This is a genomic window from Thioclava sp. IC9 (assembly GCF_002213225.1).
Lineage (GTDB): Bacteria > Pseudomonadota > Alphaproteobacteria > Rhodobacterales > Rhodobacteraceae > Thioclava > Thioclava nitratireducens.
Genome location: NZ_NBNX01000001.1, coordinates 1,133,291 through 1,155,583, shown reverse-complemented (window position 1 = coordinate 1,155,583; position 22,293 = coordinate 1,133,291). Strand labels below are relative to the sequence as shown.

The window sequence follows — 22,293 nt, the reverse complement described above, 5'->3', positions numbered from 1 at the left end:
CACCGGGTGTCCCGCTTCGGGGCAGCCGTCGATTTTGGCGCTTTTGTCACCGCATCGGCGCGCGGGCCGTAGCTCGAACGGCGCAGTAGCCTGAACGGCGTCATTCCGTGGCACGCGCCAAACCTCCGCAACAAGACGAGAATCGCGCCCGACCGACGAATCGCAGCTTGGGCGTTGCCGCGCATTCGCGGGGGCCATCGGCGTGTGCGGGGTCCAGATTTCGGCACCGCTGCCAAAAAATACAACTTTGAGTTGTTATATTGCGACGCCGCGCCGATGCCTCCGCGTCGAAACCCTCGCAATCTGAATCTTGGCTGCCCGGCTCAACAGGGGACACGGGGCCAGATTTAAACGCCGGGGTGGGCCGGCATCTCAAAACGGAGAAAGACCATGAAACTGTTCAAACTCGCTTCGCTGCGCCGTCTGAAGAATGACGAAGAGGGCGTCACTGTCGTCGAATACGGGATCGCGCTGGCGGTGGCACTCGGTGTTGCTGCGGTTGCGTTCACCCCCCTCACCACCGCCATCGTTGGTACGTTGAGCAAGGCCGCAGGCATTATGCCGCAGTAAAGCAAAAGCTGACCAGATCACTTTGTGACTGGTCAGCTATTTCATCAATTTGACGAGGAGAGCGCCATGCGTATCGCATCTTTGCTGACCTTCACCGCAGGACTCGCCGTGGCAGGTGGCTCGGCTTACCTGGCGCGCGATTTCTTCGAGGCGAAATACAAACGCGAAGTCGCCGCCGAGCGCGAAGGCCTCGTCGAGGTGCTCGCCGCTGCACAGAACATTCCTTTCGGTCAGACCATCGAGGCACAGAAGCTGACCTCGATCTCCTGGCCGAAAGACGCGCTGCCGCCGGGTGTCTTCACCGATTACGCAGCCCTCCTGCCGAAATCGGGCGGAGAGCCGCGCCGGGCCCGCGCCGAGATCGCGCAGGGCGAATTGATCCTCGCCTCCAAGGTCTCGAATTACGGCGAAAAGGTCACCATCGTCCAGACCCTCGGCCCGAACAGCCGCGCAATGGCGATCGAGGTCAACGCCTCGAGCGGCGTCGGTGGTTTCGTGACGCCGGGCGACCGCGTCGACGTGATGATGACGCGCGGCAAGAACGAGACCCTTAAGACCGTGACGATCTTGCAGGATGTCCGCGTCATCGGGGTCGATCAGGAAGCCGATGAGAAGGTGAAGACCCCCGGCGTGGCGCGTACAGTCACCGTCGAGGTTTCGCCCGAACAGGGCCAGCGCCTCGCACTCGCGCAGAAGGCGGGCACGCTGAGCCTGACGCTGCGCACGCTGGACGACGCCGAGAGCGATCCGCTGCCTTCGATCGGTCTCGCGGACATTCTCAGCGAGCGCCCAAATAACAAGCTCGAACCGACGAGGATCCGCACCGTGATCGTCCGGCGCGGCACCGAAGTCACCGAAACCGCGATCAAGTGAGGCTCGGGATCGATGGGGCGCATCCAGAACAGCATCCGGCGTTTCGCCAGAGAGGAAGACGGGACGATCCTCGTCTTCTTCGGGATGAGCCTCGTTGTGCTGCTTGGGCTCGTCGCGCTGTCCTTCGATCTGGGGCGGCTCGGCAGCACCCGCTCGGAGCTGCAATCCTTCGCGGACTCGGTGGCCTTGGCGGCGGCAGGCGAACTTGACGGCAACAATGACGCGATCACGCGGGCCGATGCCGCGGCCCAACTCATCGTCGACAGCCAGACTTTCGCGACTGGCTCGCGGGTGCTTGGGGCCACGAATGACGTGACCCTGACCTATCTCAGCGCGCTCCCGGCAAACGACAATGACGCGACAGACGCGGTCACCACCGATCCGACAAAAGCCGCCTTCGTCCGAGTTGACGTCAACGAACGCGAAGTTCAGGGGGTATTCGCCGCGGCCTTCACGACGATGGGCGGCTATGACGCTTTCGACGGCTCGGCCTCGGCGCAGGCGGTGGCGGGGCTCGAAATCCTGGCCTGCGACGTCACACCCTTGATGTTCTGCGTCCCGCCCGGTTTCGACGCGGAGAAGGACATCGGACAGATGATCCTGCTGCGCTCTGGCGGGGGCGGCGACGCGGCCTGGGGGCCCGGTGATTTCGGGTTTCTCGATCCGAAACGCGCCAAGGTCGACGAGGACGGGCCCTGCGCGAATAAATCCGGAGCCCAGCTCGACGCCTGCCTGCTCGGTGCGGTCAGCAAGATCACCCAATGCTTCAACCAGCGCGGCGTCGACCTCGAGCCGGGCCAGAAGGAAGGGCGCAACGCGGCGATCTTCAATGTGCGCTTCGACATGTACCAGTCGATCATGAACGGCCTCAGCAAGGATCCCAATTACGCGCCCGCACCCAATGTCATCAAGGGGATCGTCGCTGCCAACCCGAGCGGGAAGGAAAACACCAGCAAGAACGCCTGCATCAAGGAGAACGAGGAGGTCTCGCCCGATACGGTCGGTCTGCCGCGTGACGATTGCTTCATGCCGGGCGCAGCTGAGCCATGCGGTCGCTTCGGCGATGGCGACTGGTCGCAGGGTCGCATCACCTACATGCAGAAGAATTACGGCATCGACATCACGGCAGAGGGTGCGACGGATCCCTTTGCCGACGCCGTGACCCGCTATGACCTCTATCTTGCCGAGATCGCGGCGGCAAATGGCGGCGACATCCTTTCGGGACGCGCGGAGACGGGGCTGCCTAGCTGCGCGCCCGCTGCTGCCCCCAATGCCGACCGCCGCGTGCTGATCGTCGCGGGGATCGATTGCAGCGCCGAGACGGGCACCGTGATCAAGGGTGCGGCCTCGAACGTGCCGGTCAAGGAATTCGTCAAGGTCTTCCTGACCGAGCCGGTGGGCGAGGACGGATCGAGCCCGCCGACGATGGATATCTGGGGCGAGGTTATCGGCTCTGCCAGCAATGGCGATCAAGAGGAACTGGGCACGGGCGGCATGGTCCGCGACGTCGTCCAGCTTTACCGGTGAACGCGATGCGGTGGTTTCGTGCATATCGCCTCCGCAGCCCGCGCCGGATCTGGCGCGATGATGAGGGTGCGCAGCTGGTGGAATTTGCGCTGGTGCTGCCGCTGATGCTGATCCTGTTTGCCGCGATCATAGAGAGCGGGCGGATGTTCCTCGCCTACCAGACGGTGATCGGCGGGGTGCGCGATGCGAGCCGCTACCTCGCCCGCATCACTCCGCGCAGCATCTGCGAAACCGGTGGCAGCGTCGACGGTCAGGCGGCGACGCTCGCGAATATCGTCGGCAACGCGATCACCGGCGGCAGCGTTCTGGGCGGCGGCGTGACAGTCACCAGCGTCGAACCGAGCCTCGACTGCATCGCAGGAAGCTATCGTTTCGGCGATGCGCCAATCGTCGAAGTTGCGGCGAATGTGACGATCACTTTCCCCTTCGCCGGTCTCTTCACCCTCGTGACGCCCTCCACGCTCGGCACCGTGACCACGGTCGTCGCCGACCAGAACCGGGTCTTCGGCTCATGAGCGCGCGTTTCGCATATCGGGCACATGGCTTCCGCCGCTTCCTGCGTGACGAAGAGGGCGCGACCCTTGTCGAGTTCACGCTGGTCTTCGGCCTCTACCTGCTGGTGTTCTTCGGGCTGCTGGATTTCGGTCGTCTGGCCTATCACTACGTGAACATGCAGCGCGGGCTGCAGGTTGCGGCGCGGCTCGCCGCGGTGCGCCCGCCGGCCTGCGCCGGTGTGCCCGAGACGAATACGCGCGGCGTGACGCCGAAGGACCAGGCGGAGCCGCAATTCGGCACCAATTGCAGCGCCGAGAGCTGGGTCTGCTCCGCACCTGCGACGGTAAGCTGCTCGGGCGCGATGACGAATCCGACCGTGGCCGAGATCTGGCCGATCGTGGCCCCGGCGCTGCCCAATGGCTCGAGCGCGGCGAACCTGTCCTTCAGCTATTCCTACGATCCCGAACTCGGGTTCCTCGGCGGGCCCTATGTGCCGATGGTCACGGTCGAATTGCAGAATGTGAACTTCGAATTCGCGACGCCGCTGGGCGCGCTGGTGGGGCTCGTGACGGGCACCGCCGATGAAAATCTTGATGCAGATATCGCCTTCCCGAGCATGAGTACGTCGATGCCGGGCGAGGATCTCGCGCAGGGCGCGGGTAGCTAAAGCAAGGGGAGAGATGAAATGACTCGTAGAACCAATCCGATGGTCCTGGTGCCCGAGCCGAGCGCTCGCGACCTTGCCGCACCCGCCAAGCGCCGGCTGAGCTTTTCTGCCGAGACCGGGCGTATGGCGCAGACGGAGGCACCCGACGATGAAGGCCAGGTGATCGCGGTTGCGCGCAGCCGTGGTGGCATCGGGGCGACGATGCTGGCGGTGAACCTCGCGCATCAGCTCTCGGCGCAGGGCGCCAAGAAAGGGCAGGCGCCGCGCCGCGTCGGCTTGATTGACCTCGACCTGCAATTCGGCATGGTCGCGGGGTTCCTGGACCTCGAGCCGAGCCCGGCGCTCTACGACATGGCGCGTAGCGGCGCGATGCCCGATGAGACCTTCCTCGACCAGTCGCTGCAATATTCGAAAGACGGGTTGGAAGTGCTCTGCGCTCCTGCCGCCTTTGCGCCGCTCGGCGCGCTCGGGGCCGATCAGGTGACCGAGCTGATCACGCTGATGCAGGCGCGCTGCGATTACGTCATCGTCGATCTGCCGCATGCGCTGATCGACTGGGTCTCGCCGGTGCTGGCGCGCGCCTCCTTGCTGTATCTGGTGACCGATCTCGCGGTCCCGTCGCTGCAGCAGGCACGCCGCCTGATCGACGCCTATCGCGAGGAAAACCTCGCGCTGGAGATCGAGGTGGTCGTGAACCATCAAAGCCGTCCGCTGATGCGCTCACGGCTGCAGCAGGAAGCGGCGAAGGCGCTCGATCGCGACCTCAGCCACTGGCTTCCCGACGACCCGCGCGCCGCACGGGAGGCCGCCGATCGCGGAGTGCCGCTGGCGCGGATCGGACGGCGCTCCGCCTTGTCGAAAGCGATCGCCGGTCTTGCGAAAGGGCGGCTCGCACAGAGCGCGGCCCGGTCGAACTGAGGGGGAACACGAGATGTTTCGCAATTTCACGGATCGCGGGTCCAAACGTACCGAGACCGAGAAGGTGATCCCGCTCGGCAAACCCTTCGCGGGAAGTCCGCCGAAAGAGGCGCGCGAGATGGTCGCGCAAAAGAACCCGCCGAAACCGGCGGCGCCTTCGATCGACGAAGAAAGCCAGCGCCGCGCGCTGGAGTTGAAAAGCCGGTTGCACGATGCGCTTCTTGATCGGCTGAACCTGTCGATGCTCGACAAGGTCGTGCCTGAGGAACTCCGCCGCGAAGTGGCCGCACTGGTCAGCGAAGAACTGCGCGACGCGAAAACCCCGCTGCGCGCGGAGGAGTTCAAGACGCTGGTCGACGAGCTTCTCAACGAGGTGCTGGGCCTTGGCCCGCTCGAGCCGTTGCTGGCCGATCCCTCGATCAACGATATTCTCGTCAACGGCTGCAACCGCGTCTTCGTCGAACGTCACGGCGTGCTGGAGCGCACCGCGGTGCGCTTTCGCGACGAGCGTCATCTGCTCCGGATCATCGACAAGATCGTCTCGCGGGTGGGCCGCCGGATCGACGAGAGCACCCCTTGGGTCGATGCGCGGCTCGATGACGGCAGCCGCGTGAACGCGATCATCCGGCCTTGCGCGATCGACGGGCCGAGCCTCTCGATCCGCAAGTTCTCGCGCCAGCCCTATACGCTGGAGCGGCTCGTCGAGACCGGGATGATGACCGGGGCGGCGGCGCGGTTCCTGCAGGGGCTAGTCCATGCCCGCAAGAACATCCTGATTTCCGGCGGCACCGGCTCGGGCAAGACGACGCTGCTGAACGCGATCTCTGCCGCCATCGACCCGCGCACGCGGATCGTGACGATCGAGGATGCAGCGGAACTGCAACTGCAGCAGGAGCACGTCGTGCGGCTGGAAACCCGGGCGCCAAATCCGAACGGGCAGGGCGCGGTGCTCCAGCGCGATCTGGTGAAGAACGCGCTCCGGATGCGGCCCGACCGGATCATCGTGGGCGAGGTGCGCGGCTCGGAAGCCTTCGACATGTTGCAGGCGATGAACACCGGCCATGACGGCTCGATGACCACCGTCCACGCCAATTCCGCCCGTGATGCCCTGGGGCGGATCGAGCAGATGGTGACCATGATCGGCCTCGACATGCCGCTGACCGCGATCCGTTCGCAGATCGCCTCCGGACTCGACATCGTGGTGCAGATTGCGCGCCTCTCCGACGGCCGCCGCCGGGTACTGTCGATCTCGGAAATCACCGGGCAGGAGGGCAATATCGTGATGATGCAGGACATCTTCACGTTCCGGAAGACCGGCACCACCGCAGATGGCGCGATCGAGGGCGAGTTCACCGCCACCGGCCTGCGCCCGCGCTGCCTCGAAGACCTGATCGCAGCGGGCGTCGCGGTCGATCCGACTGATTTCAAGATGCGGGGGCACTGAGCCATGTGGGAGATAATCGAAAAAGACCTTGCCGCCTATGTCGCCTATAGCGGCATCGCGCTTGGCGTGCTGCTGGCGCTGACCGGGGGGCTGCATCTGCTCAACCGGACGGAGACCAGCGGCGAGGCCAAGAGCCGCCGGATGAAGATGATCGCGAAGGGCCGCGACACCGAGGAGGTGCTTGCGCTGCTCAAGCCCAATCCGCGCAAGGGATGGATCGCGCGGCTCCCCAAGAGCTTCGACCTGCCGCGCCTGCTGCATCGTGCGGGCTTCCGGATCGGGCCGGACAAATTCCTGCTGCTCTGCGCCGCGCTTACGATCGGGAGTTTCGTACTCGCGCTTGCGCCGCTCGGCCCGTTGCGGGCGGCCCCGGCGGCACTGGTCATCGGGCTGGTGCTGCCTTTTCTGGTCCTGCGCTCGCGGGCGACGCAGCGGATGAAGGTGCTGACCGGCCAACTTCCCGACGCGCTCGACATGCTGGCGCGCGGTCTGAAGATCGGCCATCCGCTGAACATGTCGATCGGCGCCGTGGCCGAGGAAATGCCGGACCCGATCGGCACCGAGTTCGGCATCATCTTCGATCAGGTCACCTACGGTGAAGATCTTCCTGACGCGGTGCTGGAATTCGCCGAGAGGGTGGGGCTGGAAGACGCCGATTATCTCGCGGCCAGCATCGGCATCCAGCATGGCACGGGCGGCGATCTCGCCCGCGTCCTCGAAGTGCTGGCGGCGACGACGCGGGGCCGGATCTCGATGCGGCGCAAGATCCGCGCGATCTCGGCGGAGGGACGCGCCTCGGCGTGGTTCCTGACCGCTCTGCCCTTCATCATGTTCGGCTTCACCTCGCTGATTTCGCCCAATTACTATGGCGAGGTCGCCGATCAGCCGATGTTCCGCACGATGGCGATCATCGTCATCACGCTGATTGTCCTGAATGCCGTGGTGCTGCGCCGCTTGGTGCAGTTCCGGATCTGAGCCGGGGAGAGAGACCATGTTGATGACACGGATCGAGGATTTTGCGCTTCGGATGGGCATCGAGCCCGAAACGCTTCTGGCCGCCGGGATCGGCTTCGGCCTGCTGCTGCTGATCGTCGGGCTTCAGGCCGCCTTCCAGCGCGACCGCGCCGCCGAGCGCATTGCGGCCATTGGCGGGCCGAAAACGGGGGGACGTGCCGAGCATGGCTATCTCAAGGCGCCGGAGGCCCGTCCGGGTCAGATCCTGAAGGCTTTCGTGCCCGCAGACCGCCAGACCCGCTCCAAGCTCGAACGCAAACTCGCGCAGGCCGGGCTGTCCGGGGCGAGCGCCTTGCGCCGCTTCACTCTGATCCGGATCGCGCTGGGGATCGGTCTGCCGGGGATTTTCATGGGGCTCCTGATCGCCGCGCGTAGCCCCGACATCGCGCTGCCGCTGGGGCTGGATGCCCGCCTCGGCAGCCTGAGCGGTATCGCGACCTACCAGATACTCACCGGCCTTGTCGCTGGCGGTTACCTGCTGCCGCTGATGTGGCTAAACGGCCGGATGCGTGAGCGGCGGTTGCGCATCGAGGAAAGCTTTCCGAACGCGCTCGACCTGATGCAGGTCGCCATCGAGAGCGGCATGGGGTTCGATGCGGCGATGACTCGCGTCGGCAACGAACTGGCCGAGACCTCGCCGGAGATCTCCTTCGAGTTCCTCTCGGTGCAGCGACAGGTCCAGGCCGGTCGCGAGCGCGAGGCGGCCCTGCGGGACATGGCCGACCGCACCGGGGTCGAGACCGTGCGCGCTTTCGCCAATGTCGCGAGCCAGTCGCTGCGCTTCGGGGCGTCCATGGCACAGGCCCTGACAACCTATGCCGCCGATCTGCGTGGCATCCGCGAGATGCGCGCGCAGGAAAAGGCCAATCGCCTGCCGGTGCAGATGTCCGGGGTTCTCGCTTCGCTGATGCTGCCGGCGCTGATCCTGATCGCGGTCGGCCCCGTGGTGATTCGATATTTTATGAACTACGCCCAGTAATTCGAATCGTTTCCAAATCGGCGCTTTTCCCAAGGCATTGTTTACGGGCAATTTTTACGGACGAAATTTCGACCTAAATGCCGAAATTGCAACCTTTGGGTGTATCGGTTGCCTGTGGATACATTCCTGGGTTCTGTGGATATAGTCCAAATGGCTAGCTTAGGAATTAAACCATTTAGGAGTTACGCTTAGAGATGGCCCACGCGCTGTCACGCTAAGAAAAGGGGCCACATATAATAGTTTCTGGGGATGGTGGGGACCATGCGAGACTATGGAACAGCCGGGGCACCGCCCGGGCAGGAGCGCGCTATCGAAGCGGGCATGATTGGGGCCGTTGCACAGTGGTGTGAGTGTCTGCACGGGACGAACCCGCTCCGCATGGCATTGAGATATCTGACCGACAGTATCGGGGCCGAGGCCATCATATTGGCGCGCTATCCGCGAGATGCGGGCGCACCGGCGCGGGCGCTGGTTCATGACAGGGCGAGATCGGGTTGCCGGATCCCCTTGGAGCAAAGCTTCGCGGGCGATCTGCTGGGCGATTACCTGGACAAGGCGAAGAAGGGCTCGACTTGGTATCGCTCGATGCAGGACGAGGACGTGCCGCCTGCGGTCGCCTCGGCACTCGCCCGTCGCAACCTGATCGAGATGGTGGTCATCCCGCTCGAGATCAGCGATCGCTGGGTCGATACGCTGGAGCTGCATTTCACCGAGAAGTTGCGCCAGTATCAGCAGGCTGTGCTGACGACCCTTGGCGATACGCTTAGCCGCACCTGGCACAACCGCGCGCGAGGCATGTTCACCGAGAGCTTGCTGAAATCGGCCGCCAAGCAGGCCGCGCCGCTCATCGGCTCGCCGATCCTGAGCGCGGATAACCCGGCGCGCCTGAGCCGTTCGGAATATCGCGTCTGCCTGCTGCTGCGCCATGGCCAGTCGCCCGATCAGATGCTTGCGGAGCTGGGGATCAAGGAATCCACCCTGCGCACCCATCTAAGCAATCTCTATTCCAAGACCGGCGCGCGCAACTTGGCGGAATTGACCTTCCAGCTTGTCTCCGGACTGCCGTTCGAACTCGGCGGCGCGAAATCCGGACGGGTCGCATGACTGCGCAACTCCTGCCGCTGGCGGCGCTGGCCCCGGTGTTGATCTGGGTCGCGCTCAGCGATCTGCGCGAGATGCGCATCCCAAACAGGATCGTGCTGATTACGCTGGGCTTCTTTGCGCTCTGCGCGCCGTTCCTGGCTCTGCACGAGCTGAGCCTGCGGCTGGCCGCGGCAGCGATCACTTTCGCGGTTGGCTACGTCTTCTTCGTGCTGCGCGCCTTCGGAGGCGGGGACGTGAAATTCCTCGCGGCCCTGATGCTGTTCGTGCCCTCTGCGGCGATGGGGGAGTTTTTGATCGCCTTTTCCGTCGCGCTTTTCGCAGGCTCGGCGCTGACGATGGGGCTGCAAAGCGCGCCAGTTGCGGCGCGCCTCGGGCCTCGCTTGGGTTGGAAGAGCTGTTACGCACGGGGAAAGCTCCCGATGGGCGTCTCGATCGCGCTTGCCGGTCTGGCTTTGCCTTATCTGGTCGGCGGGTAGGCCCCGCCAAGGGAGGACCTATGTCACGCAAGATTTGGACCGACACGTTGGGGGCTTTCGCCCTCGTGCTCTGCGTCGCAGGTGGCGCGGTGCAGGCAGAGGAGACGCAGCCCGACACGACGGCGCGTGCTCATGATTTGATCTGGGGGACACCGAAGGTTCCCGCCGATCCCGAGACGGGGCTCGCGATGCTGGAACGCGCGGCGTCGGAGGGTAATGCCCAGGCCGCGCGGATGGCCGGAGAGCTGCTCCTCTGGGGTGGTCCGGTCCCGACGGATCGCGCCCGCGCGACGGAGCTCCTGTCGCAAGCCGCGGATGCCGGCGATGCTGGCGCCGCGCGCGTGCTGGGCGAGCAATTGCTGGGCGGCTGGGTGCTGCCGCGCGACACCGACCGTGGCCGGGCCCTTCTCGAGGCGCAGGTGAAATCGGGAAACCGGGATGCGGCGATCAAGCTGGGCGAAGCCTATCTCTATGGCATCGGCGTGCCCCGGAACCGCGAAAAGGCGCGCGACCTGTTCGAGACTGCGGCGGAGGCGGGCGACGCGACCGGCTTGTGGAAATTTGGCGAGGAGATGATGTGGTCGCAGCGCGATCCGGCCGCGGCTGAGACGATGTTGCAGCGCGCAGGGGCCGCGGGCATCGGCAGCGCTTATGCGACGCTGGCCGAGGGCGCGATGTATGGCTATCTCGGCAGCGGCAAGGTCTCGCGGGCCAAGTTCGACGGCTACGCCAAGGCCGCCCGTGCGGCCGGAAACGAGCGGATCGAAGTGCTCGACGCCACACGCCGCATCTGGGGCATCTCGATGCGCGGTGATGGCAAGATGGCGGTGGCGCAACTGCGTGAGGCCGCCGAAGCAGGCAACCGCACGGCGGCGCGCTATCTCGTCGGTCTCTTGCGCGATGGCAACGCCTACAACGTGCGGCGCGATCCCAAGGGGGCGTCGACGTTCCTAGAAGCGCATGCTGATCTGTTCACGCCGGAAGAGCGGGCGAATTACGAGATGACCATCCGCGCAGCGATGCATCGGCACGACGCAGATTTCGCGCCGCTCGCCGGAGAGATCGCGCCGGCCATGGCCAATATGTCCGCCGCAGAGGCACGCGACCTTTTCAAGGCCAATCCGAGGCTCGCAGTCTATCTGATCCAGAAACATCTCGCCAAGCAGGGGCTGTACCGTGGCCCGCTCGACGGCTTCGCCGGGCGCGGAACGCTGCGCGCGATGGAGCGCGCCTGCGGCAAGATGCCGGGCGATATGGCCTGCCGTGACGGGGTTCTCGCGCCCGAGATCGTGGGGGCGATGCTGCGCGACGGGTGGGGCGCCTAAGTGACGTCGAAGGTTCTGGTCACCGGGGGCGCGGGCTTCATCGGGTCGCATTGCTGCAAGGCGCTCGCCGAGGCGGGGCACACCCCTGTGGTCTTTGACGATCTGTCGCGCGGCCATGCCGATGCGGTGCGCTGGGGGCCGCTCGTCGAAGGCGATCTGCGCGACCGAAAACTGGTCGAGGCGACGCTCGAGGACCACCGGATCGACGCCGTGATCCATTTCGCGGCGCTGGCCTATGTCGGTGAGAGCGTGGCCGAGCCCACCCGCTATTACGACGTCAATCTGGGCGGGATGACCGCCCTTCTGGGCGCGATGCAGGCGGTGGGGCTCGACAAGATCGTCTTCTCGTCGAGCTGCGCCACCTATGGCACGCCCGAGACGCTGCCGATCTCCGACGACACGCCGCAGCATCCGATCAACCCCTATGGCCGCAGCAAGCTGATCTGCGAATGGATGCTGGAAGATGCCGCTGCCGCGACCGATCTGCGTTTCGCGGCCCTGCGCTACTTCAACGCGAGCGGCGCCGATCCGAGCGGCGAGATCGGCGAGCGCCACGACCCGGAAACCCATCTGATCCCGCTGGTGCTGCGTGCGGCCTCGGGGCAGGGCCCGGCGGTGAAGGTCTTCGGCACGGATTATCCGACGCCCGACGGCACCTGCATCCGCGACTATATCCATGTCGACGATCTGGCCCGCGCGCATCTTCTGGCGCTCGATCACCTGGAGGGCGGCGGAGATAGCTTGAAACTGAACCTAGGGACCGGACGGGGCGCGTCGATCCGCGAGGTGATCGCCTCGGTCGAGCGGGTGACGGGGCGCAAGGTGCCCTTCGAGGACGCGCTGCGCCGCCCCGGCGATCCGGCGGAACTGGTGGCCGATCCGTCGCGGGCGCGCGACGCTCTGGGCTTTACCGCGCGCTACCGTGAACTTGACGAGATCGTGTCCCATGCCGCCCCGTGGTTCGGTCTCTGACCTCGGGTTCGCCCATCGCCGGGGTTGAGCCTGCCGCCCAGCCATCTATCTTGCGGCTCAACGCAATTCAGGAGGCTCTCATGGCAAGCGACGCAATCGATCCGCAACTTCTCGACCGGCTGGCCGAGGTTGCCGTGCAGGTGGGGCTGAACCTGCAAGACGGTCAGGATCTGGTGTTGACCGCGCCCGTCGAGGCGCTGCCGCTGGTGCGCCGGATCGCCGCCGAAGCCTATCGCGCGGGCGCTGGCACGTTCACCCCGATCCTCAGCGATGGCAAGATCACCTTGGCCCGGTTCGAGAACGCCAAGGATGCCAGCTTCGACCGTGCGCCCGACTGGCTCTATCAGGGCATGGCGAAAGCCTACGAAGGCGGCGCGGCCCGCATGGCGATCGTTGGCGAAGACCCAATGCTGCTGTCGGAACAGGACCCGGAAAAAGTCTCGCGCGCGGGCAAGGCCAACTCCATCGCCTACAAGCCGGCGCTGGAGAAAATCTCGAATTTCGAGATCAACTGGTCGATCGTGAGCTACCCGACCGTGGCCTGGGCCAAGCGCGTCTTCCCCGACCTGCCCGAAGAGGAGGCCGTGGGCAAACTGGCCGACGCAATCTTCGCCGCCTCGCGCGCCGATCAACCTGATCCCGTCGCCGCTTGGGAGGCGCATAACGCCGCCCTGCGCAAGCGCCGCGACTGGCTGAACGAGCAGCGCTTCTCGGCGCTGCACTTCACCGGTGGTGGCACCGATCTGACCGTGGGCCTCGCCGACGATCACGAGTGGAGCGGCGGCGCTTCGGAGGCCAATAACGGCGTCGTCTGCAACCCGAACATCCCGACCGAAGAGGTCTTCACCACGCCCCATGCCGAGCGCGTCGACGGGATCGTTCGCGCGACCAAACCGCTGTCGCATCAAGGCAGCCTGATCGAGAATATCGAGATGCGTTTCGAGGGCGGCAAAGTGGTCGAGGCGAAGGCCAGCCGCGGCGAGGCGGTGCTGCAAAAGCTGATCGACACCGACGAGGGCGCGCGCCGTCTGGGCGAGGTCGCGCTGGTGCCGAACGGCTCGCCGATCTCGGCCTCGGGGCTGTTGTTCTTCAACACGCTCTATGACGAGAACGCGGCCTGCCATATCGCGATGGGGCAGTGCTATTCGAAGTGCTTCATCAATGGCGGCGAACTGAGCGAGGACGAGGTCGCGGCGAAGGGCGGCAACAGCTCGATGATCCATGTCGACTGGATGATCGGCGGTCCCGAGACTGATATCGACGGGATCAAACCCGACGGCACCCGCGTGCCGGTCTTCCGCAAGGGCGAATGGGCCTGATCGCCCGCGGAACCTGACAAAGTATAGCGCCCGACACGCCGATTGGTGTGTCGGGCGCTTATTTTTTGTGCGGATGCAGGGAATTTCGCCCCGTTCTGCGCAGTTCGAAACGGTCGGGGTAGCAGGGCACCGCGCTACGCGGGTGCCGCTTGACGAAAACGGAAACTAGGCGAAATCTGAAAGCAAGGGTCGGGCTTGGCTGACCCTCTTGGGCAACCCGCGCATCTTGCGCCGTGTGAAGGGCCGCCCGGCCGACGCGGATTTTCGATCCTCCTCCCCGAAAACGCGTTCAGGCCGGGCGGTGCCCAGCCTGAGCGGAAAGAGCCCGAATTCCCGTATTGCTCACTGACCGGTATCGAGACTCTTGGTAATGAGCGCCTCGCGGTTCTGCGCGAGCGAGGGATGCAGCAATGCGTTCTCGATCGCCGCGACTTGCGTGAAGCCGATATCTTCGAGCGACTTGCCTTTTGCGAATTTCGCGGCGCGCGTCTGATCGAGCATGCTGAGATGCGGATTGGCGGGCATGAAATAGGCCGGGTCGGGGCCGCTCGAGCTTTGCGGTTTGGGAGCTTGCGGACCGAGGCCGCCAGGCGGTTGCGACGCGGCGCCCGCTTGCGCAATGCCGGTGCCGAGGCCAAGAGCGACTGCCAGGCTGCAACCAAGCGCGGAAGCGGTAAGTCGAATGGTCATAAGCAGGTTCCTCATTTCTTCTTCAGCGCCATGCGGATGAGCGTCTCTTTCGCGGTGCGATCGACATTCTGAACCAGCGCGTCCTTGATCTGCACGATCTGGCGGTCGGTGAGGTTGGACAGGTCGACATTTCCGACCAGAGCGTGAACGCGCTGAATCTCAATCGCATTGAGCGGCTGCTGCTGCGCGGCGGCCAGCGACGGCATCGCGGCGCAGGCGAGGGCTGCGATCAGGGCAATAGCTTTCATCGTGAGTCTCCTCAGGCTGCTCTTCCCGACGGAAGATGCAGTTGCGCGGGCGCGGGGCAAGCTCGGGCGCGCGCAAGTTTCGGTGAATGCGGCTTGCCCCAAGCGTCAAGATGGGGATTCACATCGGAAATTCATCATGATACCGTTACAGTCAATAAGCAGGGGGCAGACATAAGTCCTCGCAAAAATACGGGCAGGATCAGAGCAATGAAGGCGGGCTATCAGGGCACCTTCGTCATTTCATGGGCGCAGACAGAGGTCGACGGCACGCCGGTGCCGCCGCTGGAGGTCGTGACCGTTGGCGCGTGCTGGCGCTGGACGGGGCAGGCGATCTGCGTCGACGGGCCAAACGATCGGCTCATCCTGCATAATGCGCGCGGCGAGGCGGAGCGGCGCACGAAAGCCGCCCGCGCGGTGCGCCGCCTTTTGGGCGAGGCGGTGGGAAGCCCCCGCACGCTCGACGAGCCCGACGAGATCGAGACGCCCAATCAAAGCTTTACCGTGACTGATGGCTATCACGCCTATGTCGTCACCCTGATCGAACTGCCCGAAAGCGGCACCCGCATCTTGATGTTCGCCGGTCGGATGCCGCCGGTGGACAGCGATCTGTGGGTGGTTGATCGCGCCCTCGATCTGCGACCGAAAGCGGCGCGGCAGGGACCTGCGGGCGTCATCTGTTTCACGCCCGGCACGCTGATCGAAACCGACCGGGGCCGCCGCCCGGTCGAAGCTTTGCGCGAGGGCGACCGCGTGATGACCCGCGATGACGGGGCGCAGCCGATCTGCTGGATCGGGAAGCGCGACATCTCCGGCGCGCGGCTCCATGCGATGCCGCATCTGCGCCCGGTGCGCATCTCGGCCGGAGCGTTCGGCATCGCGCGGCCCGACCGCGATCTGATCGTGTCGCCGCAGCACCGGATGCTGGTGCGGGGCCGCGCCGCACAGGCGCTGTTCGCCGAGGACGAGGTTCTGGTGCGCGCATGCGATCTGGTGAATGGCGGCGAGATCCGCTTCGAGGGCATGGTAAAAGGCCTGAGCTACATCCACCTGATGTTCGAGCGCCATCAGGTGCTGACCGCGAACGGGCTCGAGACGGAGAGTTTCCACCCCGCCTCGACCCGGCTCGAGATGATCGCTCGCGACCAGCGCGCCGGACTCGAGGCGCTGCTGCCCGAGGTCGAGGAAAATCCGCTTAGCTACGGCGCCTTCGCCCGTCGCGCGCTCAAGCCCTCCGAGGCCGCGATCCTGCGCCATGATCTGGCCGCGTGAACGGGCAAATCCGCGCGAGATCGCTGCAAGCTTGGGCTGTGCGTCAGATGCACGGCTTCGTGCGCATTTTGCGCCTTTTCTCCGCCCGAACGCCGCCTTAGCTTCGGGACAAAGGAGAATTCAATGACCAGACCCGTCGTCGGCATCATCGGCAATAGAGGCCTCGTAGGTGACCGCTACCCCGTCCATGAAGGCGGGCAGCTCAACTCGGAAGCGGTGAGCAAGGTCTCCGATTGCATCCCGCTGCTGATCCCCGCCGATCCCGAATATGTGTCCGTTCAGGAGTTGATGGAGGTCTGCGACGGCTTCCTGCTGACCGGCGGGCGGCCGAACGTCCATCCGCATGAATATGGCGAAGAGCCGACGGAAAAGCACGGCACCTTCGACCGTGCCCGCGACGCGATCACCCTGCCTCTGGTGCGCGCCTGCGTTGAAAACGGGCAGCCCTTCCTTGGCATCTGTCGGGGGTTTCAGGAGGTAAACGTCGCGATGGGCGGCACGCTGCACCCCGAGATCCGCGAGCTTCCCGGGCGATTGAACCACCGGATGCCCCCCGAGGGGACGCTCGAGGAAGGGTTCTCGAACCGTCACATGGTCACGCTTACACCCGGCGGCAGGTTTGCGCGTCTCTTCGGCGCGGATGAGGTCGAGACCAACACGCTGCACGGGCAGGGCGTTTGCACCGCTGGTACGCGGATCGTGATCGAGGGGCGCGCCCCCGATGGTACTCCCGAAGCGATCTATGTTAAGGACGCCCCCGGGTTTACCCTATCGGTGCAATGGCATCCCGAATGGCGTGCGGCGGAAGATCCGGTCTCGCGGCCTCTGTTCGAGGCATTCGGCGATGCGGTACGCGCTTGGGCGCGCGGCGAACGGCCCGCCGCCTGCGTCGCCTGAGCCGCGAAGACAAAACGGAGAGACAGATGAAACGCTCGCGCGTGAACGAAATCATGGCCGCGGCCGAGGATATGATCCAGGAATTCGGCTTCCGCCTGCCGCCCTTCGCGTGGTGGAGCCCGGCCGAGTTCAAGGCGCGCCTGCCGCAGGCACAGCGCATCGTGGAAGCTGCGATGGGCTGGGACATCACCGATTACGGGCAGGGCGATTTCGACAAGCTGGGTCTGTTCCTCTTCACTCTCCGCAACGGCGATCTGCGCGACCTTCAGGCAGGCCACGGTATGGCGTACGCCGAAAAGCTGCTGATCTCGCGCAAGGACCAGATCAGCCCGATGCATACCCATATCATCAAGGCCGAGGACATCATCAACCGCGGCGGTGCGAACCTCGCGATCGAGCTCTACGGCGCTGATGCAGATGGCAAATTTGACGACACTGCGGGCGGGCAGGTGATGTGCGACGGTGTCCCGCGCCGCTACGAGCCCGGCGAAGTTCTGATCCTGCGTCCGGGCGAGAGCGTGACCCTGCGCCCCGGCGACTGGCATGCCTTCTGGGGTGAGGGCGGCGACGTTCTGATCGGCGAAGTCTCGACCGTCAATGACGACAACACCGACAACATCTTCCGCGAAGATATCGGGCGGTTCTCCGAGATCGAGGAAGACGAAGCTCCCCGCCACCTACTGGTCAGCGACTACGACAAGTTCCTGTACTCATAAGTATTTACGGGCTTCCTTGCGGGCGAAGGGCTTCAGCCTTTCGCCGTGCTCGGCCAGCCAGGCCTGTGCCCGCGCCGGGTCTTTCTTGCTCAGCTCGCGTAGCCACCATGCGATGGCCTTCTGGATGAACCAATCGCGATCCTCTGCCAGTTGCGCGGCCCAGCCCAGAACTTCGTCGCGGACCGCCTCGTCCTCGGGCCTGGGATTGCGGTGCTTGGTCCAAGGCAGGGTGAAGACGAAGGCCGCGCGCCGCGTCCACATGTGATCCGAACGCACCCAATCCGCCACTTCGTCAAGCCGCGCGGGCTCGGCCTGAAGCCGTTTCGAGCCCGCTTTGGCCGCGTGATCGGCAATCGCCCAAGCGTCGAATTGCGGCACCCAACTTGCGATCAACTCCCATGCGGCGTCGTCAGGGCGCAGCCGCGCTTGCGTCAGCAGCTTGGCCGCCGCGATCCGCGCCTCGTGAATGTCGCTGTCCCAAAGTCCACGGGCGAGTTCGACCCGCCCCGGCACGTCGAGCTGGCCACGCCATAGTGCGACCATGTCCTCGATCGCGGGCACGGCCACGCCCAAATAGCGCCGCTCCGCCTTGTGATAGGCGGCCATTTCGGCGGCTTTCTCGGCATCCGCCCAGCTTTCCAGCGCGAAAAGCGCATCTTCCAGCGTGGGCGGCGGGCCGAGCGGCTCGGCGGCGTCTTCTTCCTCGGCGAAGCTCTCATATTCCGCATCCGAAGCCGCATAGGCTTCGGCCTCGGCGCGCAGCTTTGCGTCCTCCGCCGGGTCGAGCGGAGCGTAATCCGCCGCGCTCGGCCGCGCGACGCGCTTCTTGCCCCTCTTGCGGCTCATTCGACCGTCACCGACTTGGCGAGGTTGCGCGGCTGATCGACGTCGGTGCCCTTCGCGACCGCCGTGTGATAGGCGAGCAGCTGCGCCGGGACCGCGTAAAGGATCGGCGCGAAAGGTTCAGCGATATCAGGAAGTTGCAGCGTACCCCAAGTGCCGTCCTGCGCCGCGCTGATGCCTTTGCTGTCGGAGATCAACAGCACCATCCCGTGGCGCGCCATCACCTCCTGCATGTTCGACACGGTCTTGTCGAAGAGCTTGTCATGTGGCGCCATCACGATCACCGGCACGGTGCGGTCGATCAGCGCGATCGGCCCGTGCTTCAGCTCGCCCGAGGCATAGCCTTCGGCATGGATGTAGCTGATTTCCTTGAGTTTCAGCGCGCCTTCCAGCGCCAGCGGATACATTGCGCCGCGTCCGAGGAAGAGAATGTCCTGCGCCTCGGCAAGTTGCTCGGCCAGATGCGAGATCGGCTCGGAAATCGCCAGCGCCTGATTGAGCAGGCCGGGCAGGGCGCGTAGCGTCTCGGCATGGGCGGCAAGCGTCGCCGCGTCCGTTTCGCCGCGGTCGCGACCCGCCTTCAGCGCCATGACTGCGAGAACCAGAAGCTGCGCGGTGAAGGCCTTGGTCGAGGCCACGCCGACCTCAACGCCGGCGAAGATCGGCAACATGATGTCGGCTTCGCGCGCGATGGAAGAAGTGGGGACGTTCACGACGGCCACGGTCTTCGCGACGCGCTCGGAGCAATAGCGCAGCGCGGCCAACGTATCGGCTGTCTCCCCGGACTGGCTGACGAAGATGGCGAGGCTGCGCTTCGACAAGGGCGGTTCGCGGTAGCGGAATTCCGAGGCCACGTCGATTTCGACCGGGATACGCGCGAATTCCTCGAACCAGTATTTCGCCACCGCACAGGCGTAATGCGCCGTGCCGCAGGCGATCAGGACAATCCGGTCGATGTTGGAAAAGTCCAAGTCATCCGGCAGGTTCAGCCCGGTTTCGGGCAGATAATGTCGCAAAGCGTCAGCAAGCACGACGGGCTGCTCGGCGATTTCCTTCGCCATGAAATGCTTGTAGCCACCCTTCTCGACCTGCGCCTGGCCTAGGTCGATGCGGCTCTCGTCGCGGTTCGCGCGGCGGCCCTCGGCGTCGAAAATCTCGGCACCCGCGCGGGTGACGAAGGCGTAATCGCCCTCTTCGAGATAGGTGATCCGGTCGGTCATCGGCGCGAGCGCGATCGCGTCCGAGCCCACGAACATCTCGCCGTCGCCATGCCCGATCGCGAGCGGAGAGCCCTTGCGCGCCGCGATCAACAGATCGTCCTCGCCGTCGAACAGCCACAGCAGGGCGAATGCCCCTTCGAGCTTGCCAAGCGTCGCGACTGCCGCCTCGCGCGCGTCCATGCCGCGATCCATGAACATCCGCGTCAGCAGCGCGACGGTTTCGGTATCCGTCTGCGTTTCCGGGGTGATCCCGGCCTCGGCCAGCTCGGCCCGCAACTCGCGGAAATTCTCGATAATGCCGTTATGCACGACCGCGACGGGCCCCGAGCGATGCGGATGCGCATTGCCCTGGGTTGCAGCGCCATGGGTCGCCCAGCGGGTATGGCCGATGCCCGACTTGCCCGGAAGCGGTTCATGCACCAGCAGATCGGACAGGTTCCACAGCTTGCCTACCGCCCGGCGGCGGTCCAGCTTGCCCTCGTTTACCGTCGCGATCCCGGCACTGTCATAGCCGCGATATTCCAACCGCTTGAGGCTCTCAACGAGCCAGGGGGAAACCTCGTGCTTCCCGAGAACGCCAATAATTCCGCACATTTATCAATCTTTCTTCATGCGGCGCGCTTTCTCCGCGCGCAGCTTCGCAAAGAGTTTCGTGGCGAGGCCCGGGCGGTTCACCTGCTCGGAGCGCTCGATCGCGATCGCCTCGGCCGGGACGTCCTTCGAGATTACCGATCCCGAGCCCGTCAGCGCGCCGTCGCCCACCGTCACCGGGGCCACCAACATCGTGTCGGAGCCGATGAAGGCGTTCGCGCCGATAGTCGTGCGATGCTTCATCACCCCGTCGTAATTGCAGGTCACCGTGCCCGCGCCGATATTCGTATGTTCACCGATATCGGCATCGCCCAGATAGGTCAGATGGCCGACTTTCACACCTTCGGCGAGGATCGCGTTCTTCACCTCGACGAAGTTGCCGATGTGCACGTCCTCGGCGAGCTCCGCGCCGGGGCGCAGGCGGGCGAAGGGACCGACGGTGGCGCCACGCGAGATGTGGCAGCCTTCGAGATGGCAGAAGGCCTCGATCACCGCGCCCGATTCGATGGTGACATCGGGGCCGAACACGACATTCGGTCCCAGCACGACATCGCGGCTGATATAGGTGTCGAGCGCGAACCAGACGCTGGCGGGCTCCACCATGGTCACGCCGTTTTCCATCGCCTCGGCGCGCATCCGTTCCTGGAAGAGGGCCTCGGCGCGGGCGAGTTCGGCGCGGGTGTTGATGCCCAGCGTCTCGGCTTCATCACAGGTCACGACCTTTGCCGAGAGACCTTTCTTGCGTGCGGCTTCGACGATGTCGGTGAGGTAGTATTCCCCCGAAGCGTTCTCGTTCGACAGCCCCGCGACGAGCTCGGTCAGAAGCACCGCGTCACAGGCGATAACGCCAGAGTTGCAGAGGGATATGGCGCGTTCTTCATCCGTGGCATCCTTGAATTCCACGATCCGGTCCAGCATGTCGCCTTGCGCCACCAAGCGCCCGTATCGGCCCGGATCGGCGGCCTCGAAGCCCAGCACGGTCACCGCCGCCTCGGACGCCGCGAGCCGCTCCAGCGTCTCGGGGCGGATGAAGGGCGTGTCGCCGTAAAGCACGATTACGCGGCCGTCGAACCCGTCGAGCGCAGGCAGGGCCTGCGCCACCGCATGGCCGGTGCCGAGCTGCTCTTCCTGCAGCACGATCTGTGCCTCGGGATCAATCTTTGCGACGGCTTTCTTCACCTTCTCGGCACCGTGACCTGCGACGACGATCACGGTCTCGGGTTCGAGTGCCCGTCCGGCGGCCAGCGCATGGGCCACAAGCGGCGCGCGGCCCACCTGATGCAGCACCTTCGGCAGGTCGGAGTTCATTCGGGTGCCCTGGCCCGCCGCGAGGGTGATCAATGCAATCGCCATGAGATACCTTTTCTTCTGCTCGGCCCCGTTTTAACCATTGGCTTGCTTGCCGCAAGTGGTGCGTCTTCACGCTTCCTTTCGCGGTGTTACGGAAGGAGCAATGGGCAATGCGCACGGTGGTTTTCGACCTCGACGGGACTTTGGCCGACACCTCCGCCGATCTGATCGCGGCGGCCAACTCCTGCTTCACGGCGCGCGGCCACGCGCCGCTTCTCGATCCCGCGGGCGACGCGCTGATCGCCTTCCACGGTGGCCGCGCGATGCTCAAGGCGGGCTATGGCCGACTGGGCTTGGCGGAGAGCGAGATCGCAGCCTTGGTCGAGGCCGATTATTACCCGCTACTCGCGCATTACGGTGAGAATATCGACCGGCATACGCAGCTTTATCCCGGGGCTGAAGCGGCCGTGAAAACGCTGCGTGATCAGGGTTTTGCCACGGCTGTCTGCACCAACAAGCCCGAAGGTCTCGCACGTGTTCTGCTCGAGCGGCTCGGCGTCACCGGTCTCTTCGATGCGCTGATCGGTGCCGATACGCTGCCGCTGCGCAAACCTTCACCCGACCCATATCTCGCCGCCGTCGAGGGTGCGGGTGGTAAGGTCGAGACCTCTCTGCTGGTGGGCGACACCAATACCGATCGCGAGACCGCTCGTGCCGTCGGTGTGCCCTGCGTTCTCGTGACCTTCGGGCCCGAGGGGCGTGGCATCGAGCGTCTCGCGCCCGAGGCGATGCTCGACCATTTCGACGATCTGCCCGCGCTCGTGGCGCGGATGCTCGAATGAGGGG

23 protein-coding genes are annotated in these 22,293 nt (G+C 65.0%); 18 read left to right on the top strand and 5 right to left on the bottom strand.

Annotated elements, in window-relative coordinates; genetic code table 11:
* Positions 1 to 390: 390 nt before the first annotated feature.
* The 14 genes from B6V76_RS05335 to B6V76_RS05270 all read left to right on the top strand — a co-directional run bounded on the left by B6V76_RS05335 (position 391) and on the right by B6V76_RS05270 (position 13,683).
* Positions 391 to 570, top strand: a complete 180-nt coding sequence (locus tag B6V76_RS05335; protein WP_088726843.1) for a Flp family type IVb pilin — start codon at positions 391 to 393, stop codon at positions 568 to 570.
* Positions 571 to 636: 66 nt separating this feature from the next.
* Entirely contained in the window at positions 637 to 1,443 is an 807-nt protein-coding gene (gene cpaB / locus B6V76_RS05330) for a Flp pilus assembly protein CpaB (RefSeq protein WP_088726842.1), read from the top strand.
* A 12-nt stretch (positions 1,444 to 1,455) separates the two neighbouring features.
* Positions 1,456 to 2,970, top strand: coding sequence for a pilus assembly protein TadG-related protein (locus B6V76_RS05325; protein WP_088726841.1), 1,515 nt, complete (start codon positions 1,456 to 1,458; stop codon positions 2,968 to 2,970).
* Positions 2,971 to 2,975: 5 nt separating this feature from the next.
* Positions 2,976 to 3,485 (top strand): TadE/TadG family type IV pilus assembly protein, encoded by a 510-nt coding sequence (locus tag B6V76_RS05320; RefSeq protein ID WP_075774440.1) that lies wholly within the window; start codon positions 2,976 to 2,978, stop codon positions 3,483 to 3,485.
* Positions 3,482 to 4,132 carry a TadE/TadG family type IV pilus assembly protein gene (locus B6V76_RS05315; RefSeq protein ID WP_075774441.1) on the top strand — a complete coding sequence of 217 codons (651 nt, stop codon included), beginning with the start codon at positions 3,482 to 3,484 and terminating at the stop codon, positions 4,130 to 4,132. Before B6V76_RS05320 ends, B6V76_RS05315 begins: the two co-directional genes overlap by 4 nt.
* An 18-nt stretch (positions 4,133 to 4,150) precedes the next feature.
* Complete coding sequence (locus tag B6V76_RS05310) at positions 4,151 to 5,050, top strand: hypothetical protein (RefSeq protein ID WP_141104879.1); 900 nt, start codon at positions 4,151 to 4,153, stop codon at positions 5,048 to 5,050.
* A gap of 13 nt (positions 5,051 to 5,063) precedes the next feature.
* Complete coding sequence (locus tag B6V76_RS05305; protein ID WP_088726840.1) at positions 5,064 to 6,494, top strand: CpaF family protein; 1,431 nt, start codon at positions 5,064 to 5,066, stop codon at positions 6,492 to 6,494.
* Between the two features lie 3 nt (positions 6,495 to 6,497).
* Positions 6,498 to 7,469 carry a type II secretion system F family protein gene (locus B6V76_RS05300; RefSeq protein WP_088726839.1) on the top strand — a complete coding sequence of 324 codons (972 nt, stop codon included), beginning with the start codon at positions 6,498 to 6,500 and terminating at the stop codon, positions 7,467 to 7,469.
* Positions 7,470 to 7,485: 16 nt separating this feature from the next.
* Entirely contained in the window at positions 7,486 to 8,487 is a 1,002-nt protein-coding gene (locus B6V76_RS05295; RefSeq protein WP_088726838.1) for a type II secretion system F family protein, read from the top strand.
* 378 nt (positions 8,488 to 8,865) lie between these two features.
* On the top strand, positions 8,866 to 9,591 hold the full coding sequence (locus B6V76_RS05290) for a helix-turn-helix transcriptional regulator (protein WP_157771571.1): 726 nt from the start codon (positions 8,866 to 8,868) through the stop codon (positions 9,589 to 9,591).
* The gene (locus B6V76_RS05285; protein WP_075774447.1) at positions 9,588 to 10,067 is read left to right on the top strand and encodes a prepilin peptidase; all 480 of its coding nucleotides are present in this window, start codon (positions 9,588 to 9,590) and stop codon (positions 10,065 to 10,067) included. Before B6V76_RS05290 ends, B6V76_RS05285 begins: the two co-directional genes overlap by 4 nt.
* A 20-nt stretch (positions 10,068 to 10,087) precedes the next feature.
* On the top strand, positions 10,088 to 11,392 hold the full coding sequence (locus B6V76_RS05280) for an SEL1-like repeat protein (protein WP_088726837.1): 1,305 nt from the start codon (positions 10,088 to 10,090) through the stop codon (positions 11,390 to 11,392).
* Positions 11,393 to 12,364: a UDP-glucose 4-epimerase GalE gene (gene galE / locus B6V76_RS05275; protein ID WP_088726836.1), complete on the top strand. Its 972-nt coding sequence runs from the start codon at positions 11,393 to 11,395 to the stop codon at positions 12,362 to 12,364. It abuts the gene before it with no gap.
* An 80-nt stretch (positions 12,365 to 12,444) separates the two neighbouring features.
* A complete protein-coding gene (locus B6V76_RS05270; protein WP_088718921.1) occupies positions 12,445 to 13,683 on the top strand; it encodes an aminopeptidase in 1,239 nt (412 codons plus the stop codon).
* A gap of 342 nt (positions 13,684 to 14,025) precedes the next feature.
* Here the strand turns inward: B6V76_RS05270 and B6V76_RS05265 are convergent, their stop codons facing one another.
* Entirely contained in the window at positions 14,026 to 14,373 is a 348-nt protein-coding gene (locus B6V76_RS05265) for a hypothetical protein (protein ID WP_075774451.1), read from the bottom strand.
* 11 nt (positions 14,374 to 14,384) lie between these two features.
* The gene (locus tag B6V76_RS05260; protein ID WP_088725103.1) at positions 14,385 to 14,621 is read right to left on the bottom strand and encodes a hypothetical protein; all 237 of its coding nucleotides are present in this window, start codon (positions 14,619 to 14,621) and stop codon (positions 14,385 to 14,387) included.
* Positions 14,622 to 14,828: 207 nt separating this feature from the next.
* Here B6V76_RS05260 and B6V76_RS05255 point away from each other — a divergent pair, with 207 nt between their 5' ends.
* The 3 genes from B6V76_RS05255 (at position 14,829) to B6V76_RS05245 (ending at position 17,503) form a co-directional block, all read left to right on the top strand.
* Positions 14,829 to 15,890 carry a Hint domain-containing protein gene (locus B6V76_RS05255; protein WP_088726835.1) on the top strand — a complete coding sequence of 354 codons (1,062 nt, stop codon included), beginning with the start codon at positions 14,829 to 14,831 and terminating at the stop codon, positions 15,888 to 15,890.
* 123 nt (positions 15,891 to 16,013) lie between these two features.
* A complete protein-coding gene (locus B6V76_RS05250) occupies positions 16,014 to 16,787 on the top strand; it encodes a gamma-glutamyl-gamma-aminobutyrate hydrolase family protein (protein ID WP_075774454.1) in 774 nt (257 codons plus the stop codon).
* 26 nt (positions 16,788 to 16,813) lie between these two features.
* Positions 16,814 to 17,503 (top strand): D-lyxose/D-mannose family sugar isomerase, encoded by a 690-nt coding sequence (locus B6V76_RS05245; protein WP_088726834.1) that lies wholly within the window; start codon positions 16,814 to 16,816, stop codon positions 17,501 to 17,503.
* Here B6V76_RS05245 and B6V76_RS05240 read toward each other — a convergent pair.
* Genes B6V76_RS05240 through glmU form a run of 3 tightly spaced genes read right to left on the bottom strand, consistent with a single transcriptional unit; the run spans position 17,498 to position 21,510 of the window.
* Entirely contained in the window at positions 17,498 to 18,349 is an 852-nt protein-coding gene (locus B6V76_RS05240) for a DNA alkylation repair protein (protein WP_088726833.1), read from the bottom strand. The two genes, B6V76_RS05245 and B6V76_RS05240, sit on opposite strands and share 6 nt — an antisense overlap.
* Complete coding sequence (glmS, locus tag B6V76_RS05235; protein ID WP_088726832.1) at positions 18,346 to 20,160, bottom strand: glutamine--fructose-6-phosphate transaminase (isomerizing); 1,815 nt, start codon at positions 20,158 to 20,160, stop codon at positions 18,346 to 18,348. The genes B6V76_RS05240 and glmS overlap by 4 nt, the downstream gene beginning before the upstream one ends.
* A gap of 3 nt (positions 20,161 to 20,163) precedes the next feature.
* Positions 20,164 to 21,510, bottom strand: coding sequence for a bifunctional UDP-N-acetylglucosamine diphosphorylase/glucosamine-1-phosphate N-acetyltransferase GlmU (gene glmU, locus B6V76_RS05230; RefSeq protein ID WP_088726831.1), 1,347 nt, complete (start codon positions 21,508 to 21,510; stop codon positions 20,164 to 20,166).
* Between the two features lie 107 nt (positions 21,511 to 21,617).
* On the opposite strand from glmU, the gene B6V76_RS05225 reads away from it, so the two are divergent.
* Positions 21,618 to 22,289, top strand: coding sequence for an HAD-IA family hydrolase (locus tag B6V76_RS05225; protein WP_088726830.1), 672 nt, complete (start codon positions 21,618 to 21,620; stop codon positions 22,287 to 22,289).
* Positions 22,290 to 22,293: the final 4 nt, after the last annotated feature.

Bases quoted from the DNA above. Each gene is read 5' to 3' on its own strand.
- B6V76_RS05320 (WP_075774440.1), top strand. From the start codon at position 2,976: ATGCGGTGGTTTCGTGCATATCGCCTCCGCAGCCCGCGCCGGATCTGG.
- B6V76_RS05280 (WP_088726837.1), top strand. From the start codon at position 10,088: ATGTCACGCAAGATTTGGACCGACACGTTGGGGGCTTTCGCCCTCGTG.
- B6V76_RS05245 (WP_088726834.1), top strand. From the start codon at position 16,814: ATGAAACGCTCGCGCGTGAACGAAATCATGGCCGCGGCCGAGGATATG.
- B6V76_RS05335 (WP_088726843.1), top strand. From the start codon at position 391: ATGAAACTGTTCAAACTCGCTTCGCTGCGCCGTCTGAAGAATGACGAA.
- B6V76_RS05225 (WP_088726830.1), top strand. From the start codon at position 21,618: ATGCGCACGGTGGTTTTCGACCTCGACGGGACTTTGGCCGACACCTCC.
- B6V76_RS05285 (WP_075774447.1), top strand. From the start codon at position 9,588: ATGACTGCGCAACTCCTGCCGCTGGCGGCGCTGGCCCCGGTGTTGATC.
- B6V76_RS05290 (WP_157771571.1), top strand. From the start codon at position 8,866: ATGGCATTGAGATATCTGACCGACAGTATCGGGGCCGAGGCCATCATA.
- B6V76_RS05300 (WP_088726839.1), top strand. From the start codon at position 6,498: ATGTGGGAGATAATCGAAAAAGACCTTGCCGCCTATGTCGCCTATAGC.
- glmS (WP_088726832.1), bottom strand. From the start codon at position 20,160: ATGTGCGGAATTATTGGCGTTCTCGGGAAGCACGAGGTTTCCCCCTGG.
- B6V76_RS05240 (WP_088726833.1), bottom strand. From the start codon at position 18,349: ATGAGCCGCAAGAGGGGCAAGAAGCGCGTCGCGCGGCCGAGCGCGGCG.
- cpaB (WP_088726842.1), top strand. From the start codon at position 637: ATGCGTATCGCATCTTTGCTGACCTTCACCGCAGGACTCGCCGTGGCA.
- B6V76_RS05265 (WP_075774451.1), bottom strand. From the start codon at position 14,373: ATGACCATTCGACTTACCGCTTCCGCGCTTGGTTGCAGCCTGGCAGTC.
- B6V76_RS05250 (WP_075774454.1), top strand. From the start codon at position 16,014: ATGACCAGACCCGTCGTCGGCATCATCGGCAATAGAGGCCTCGTAGGT.
- B6V76_RS05255 (WP_088726835.1), top strand. From the start codon at position 14,829: ATGAAGGCGGGCTATCAGGGCACCTTCGTCATTTCATGGGCGCAGACA.
- B6V76_RS05310 (WP_141104879.1), top strand. From the start codon at position 4,151: ATGACTCGTAGAACCAATCCGATGGTCCTGGTGCCCGAGCCGAGCGCT.
- B6V76_RS05325 (WP_088726841.1), top strand. From the start codon at position 1,456: ATGGGGCGCATCCAGAACAGCATCCGGCGTTTCGCCAGAGAGGAAGAC.
- B6V76_RS05260 (WP_088725103.1), bottom strand. From the start codon at position 14,621: ATGAAAGCTATTGCCCTGATCGCAGCCCTCGCCTGCGCCGCGATGCCG.
- B6V76_RS05315 (WP_075774441.1), top strand. From the start codon at position 3,482: ATGAGCGCGCGTTTCGCATATCGGGCACATGGCTTCCGCCGCTTCCTG.
- B6V76_RS05295 (WP_088726838.1), top strand. From the start codon at position 7,486: ATGTTGATGACACGGATCGAGGATTTTGCGCTTCGGATGGGCATCGAG.
- glmU (WP_088726831.1), bottom strand. From the start codon at position 21,510: ATGGCGATTGCATTGATCACCCTCGCGGCGGGCCAGGGCACCCGAATG.
- B6V76_RS05270 (WP_088718921.1), top strand. From the start codon at position 12,445: ATGGCAAGCGACGCAATCGATCCGCAACTTCTCGACCGGCTGGCCGAG.
- B6V76_RS05305 (WP_088726840.1), top strand. From the start codon at position 5,064: ATGTTTCGCAATTTCACGGATCGCGGGTCCAAACGTACCGAGACCGAG.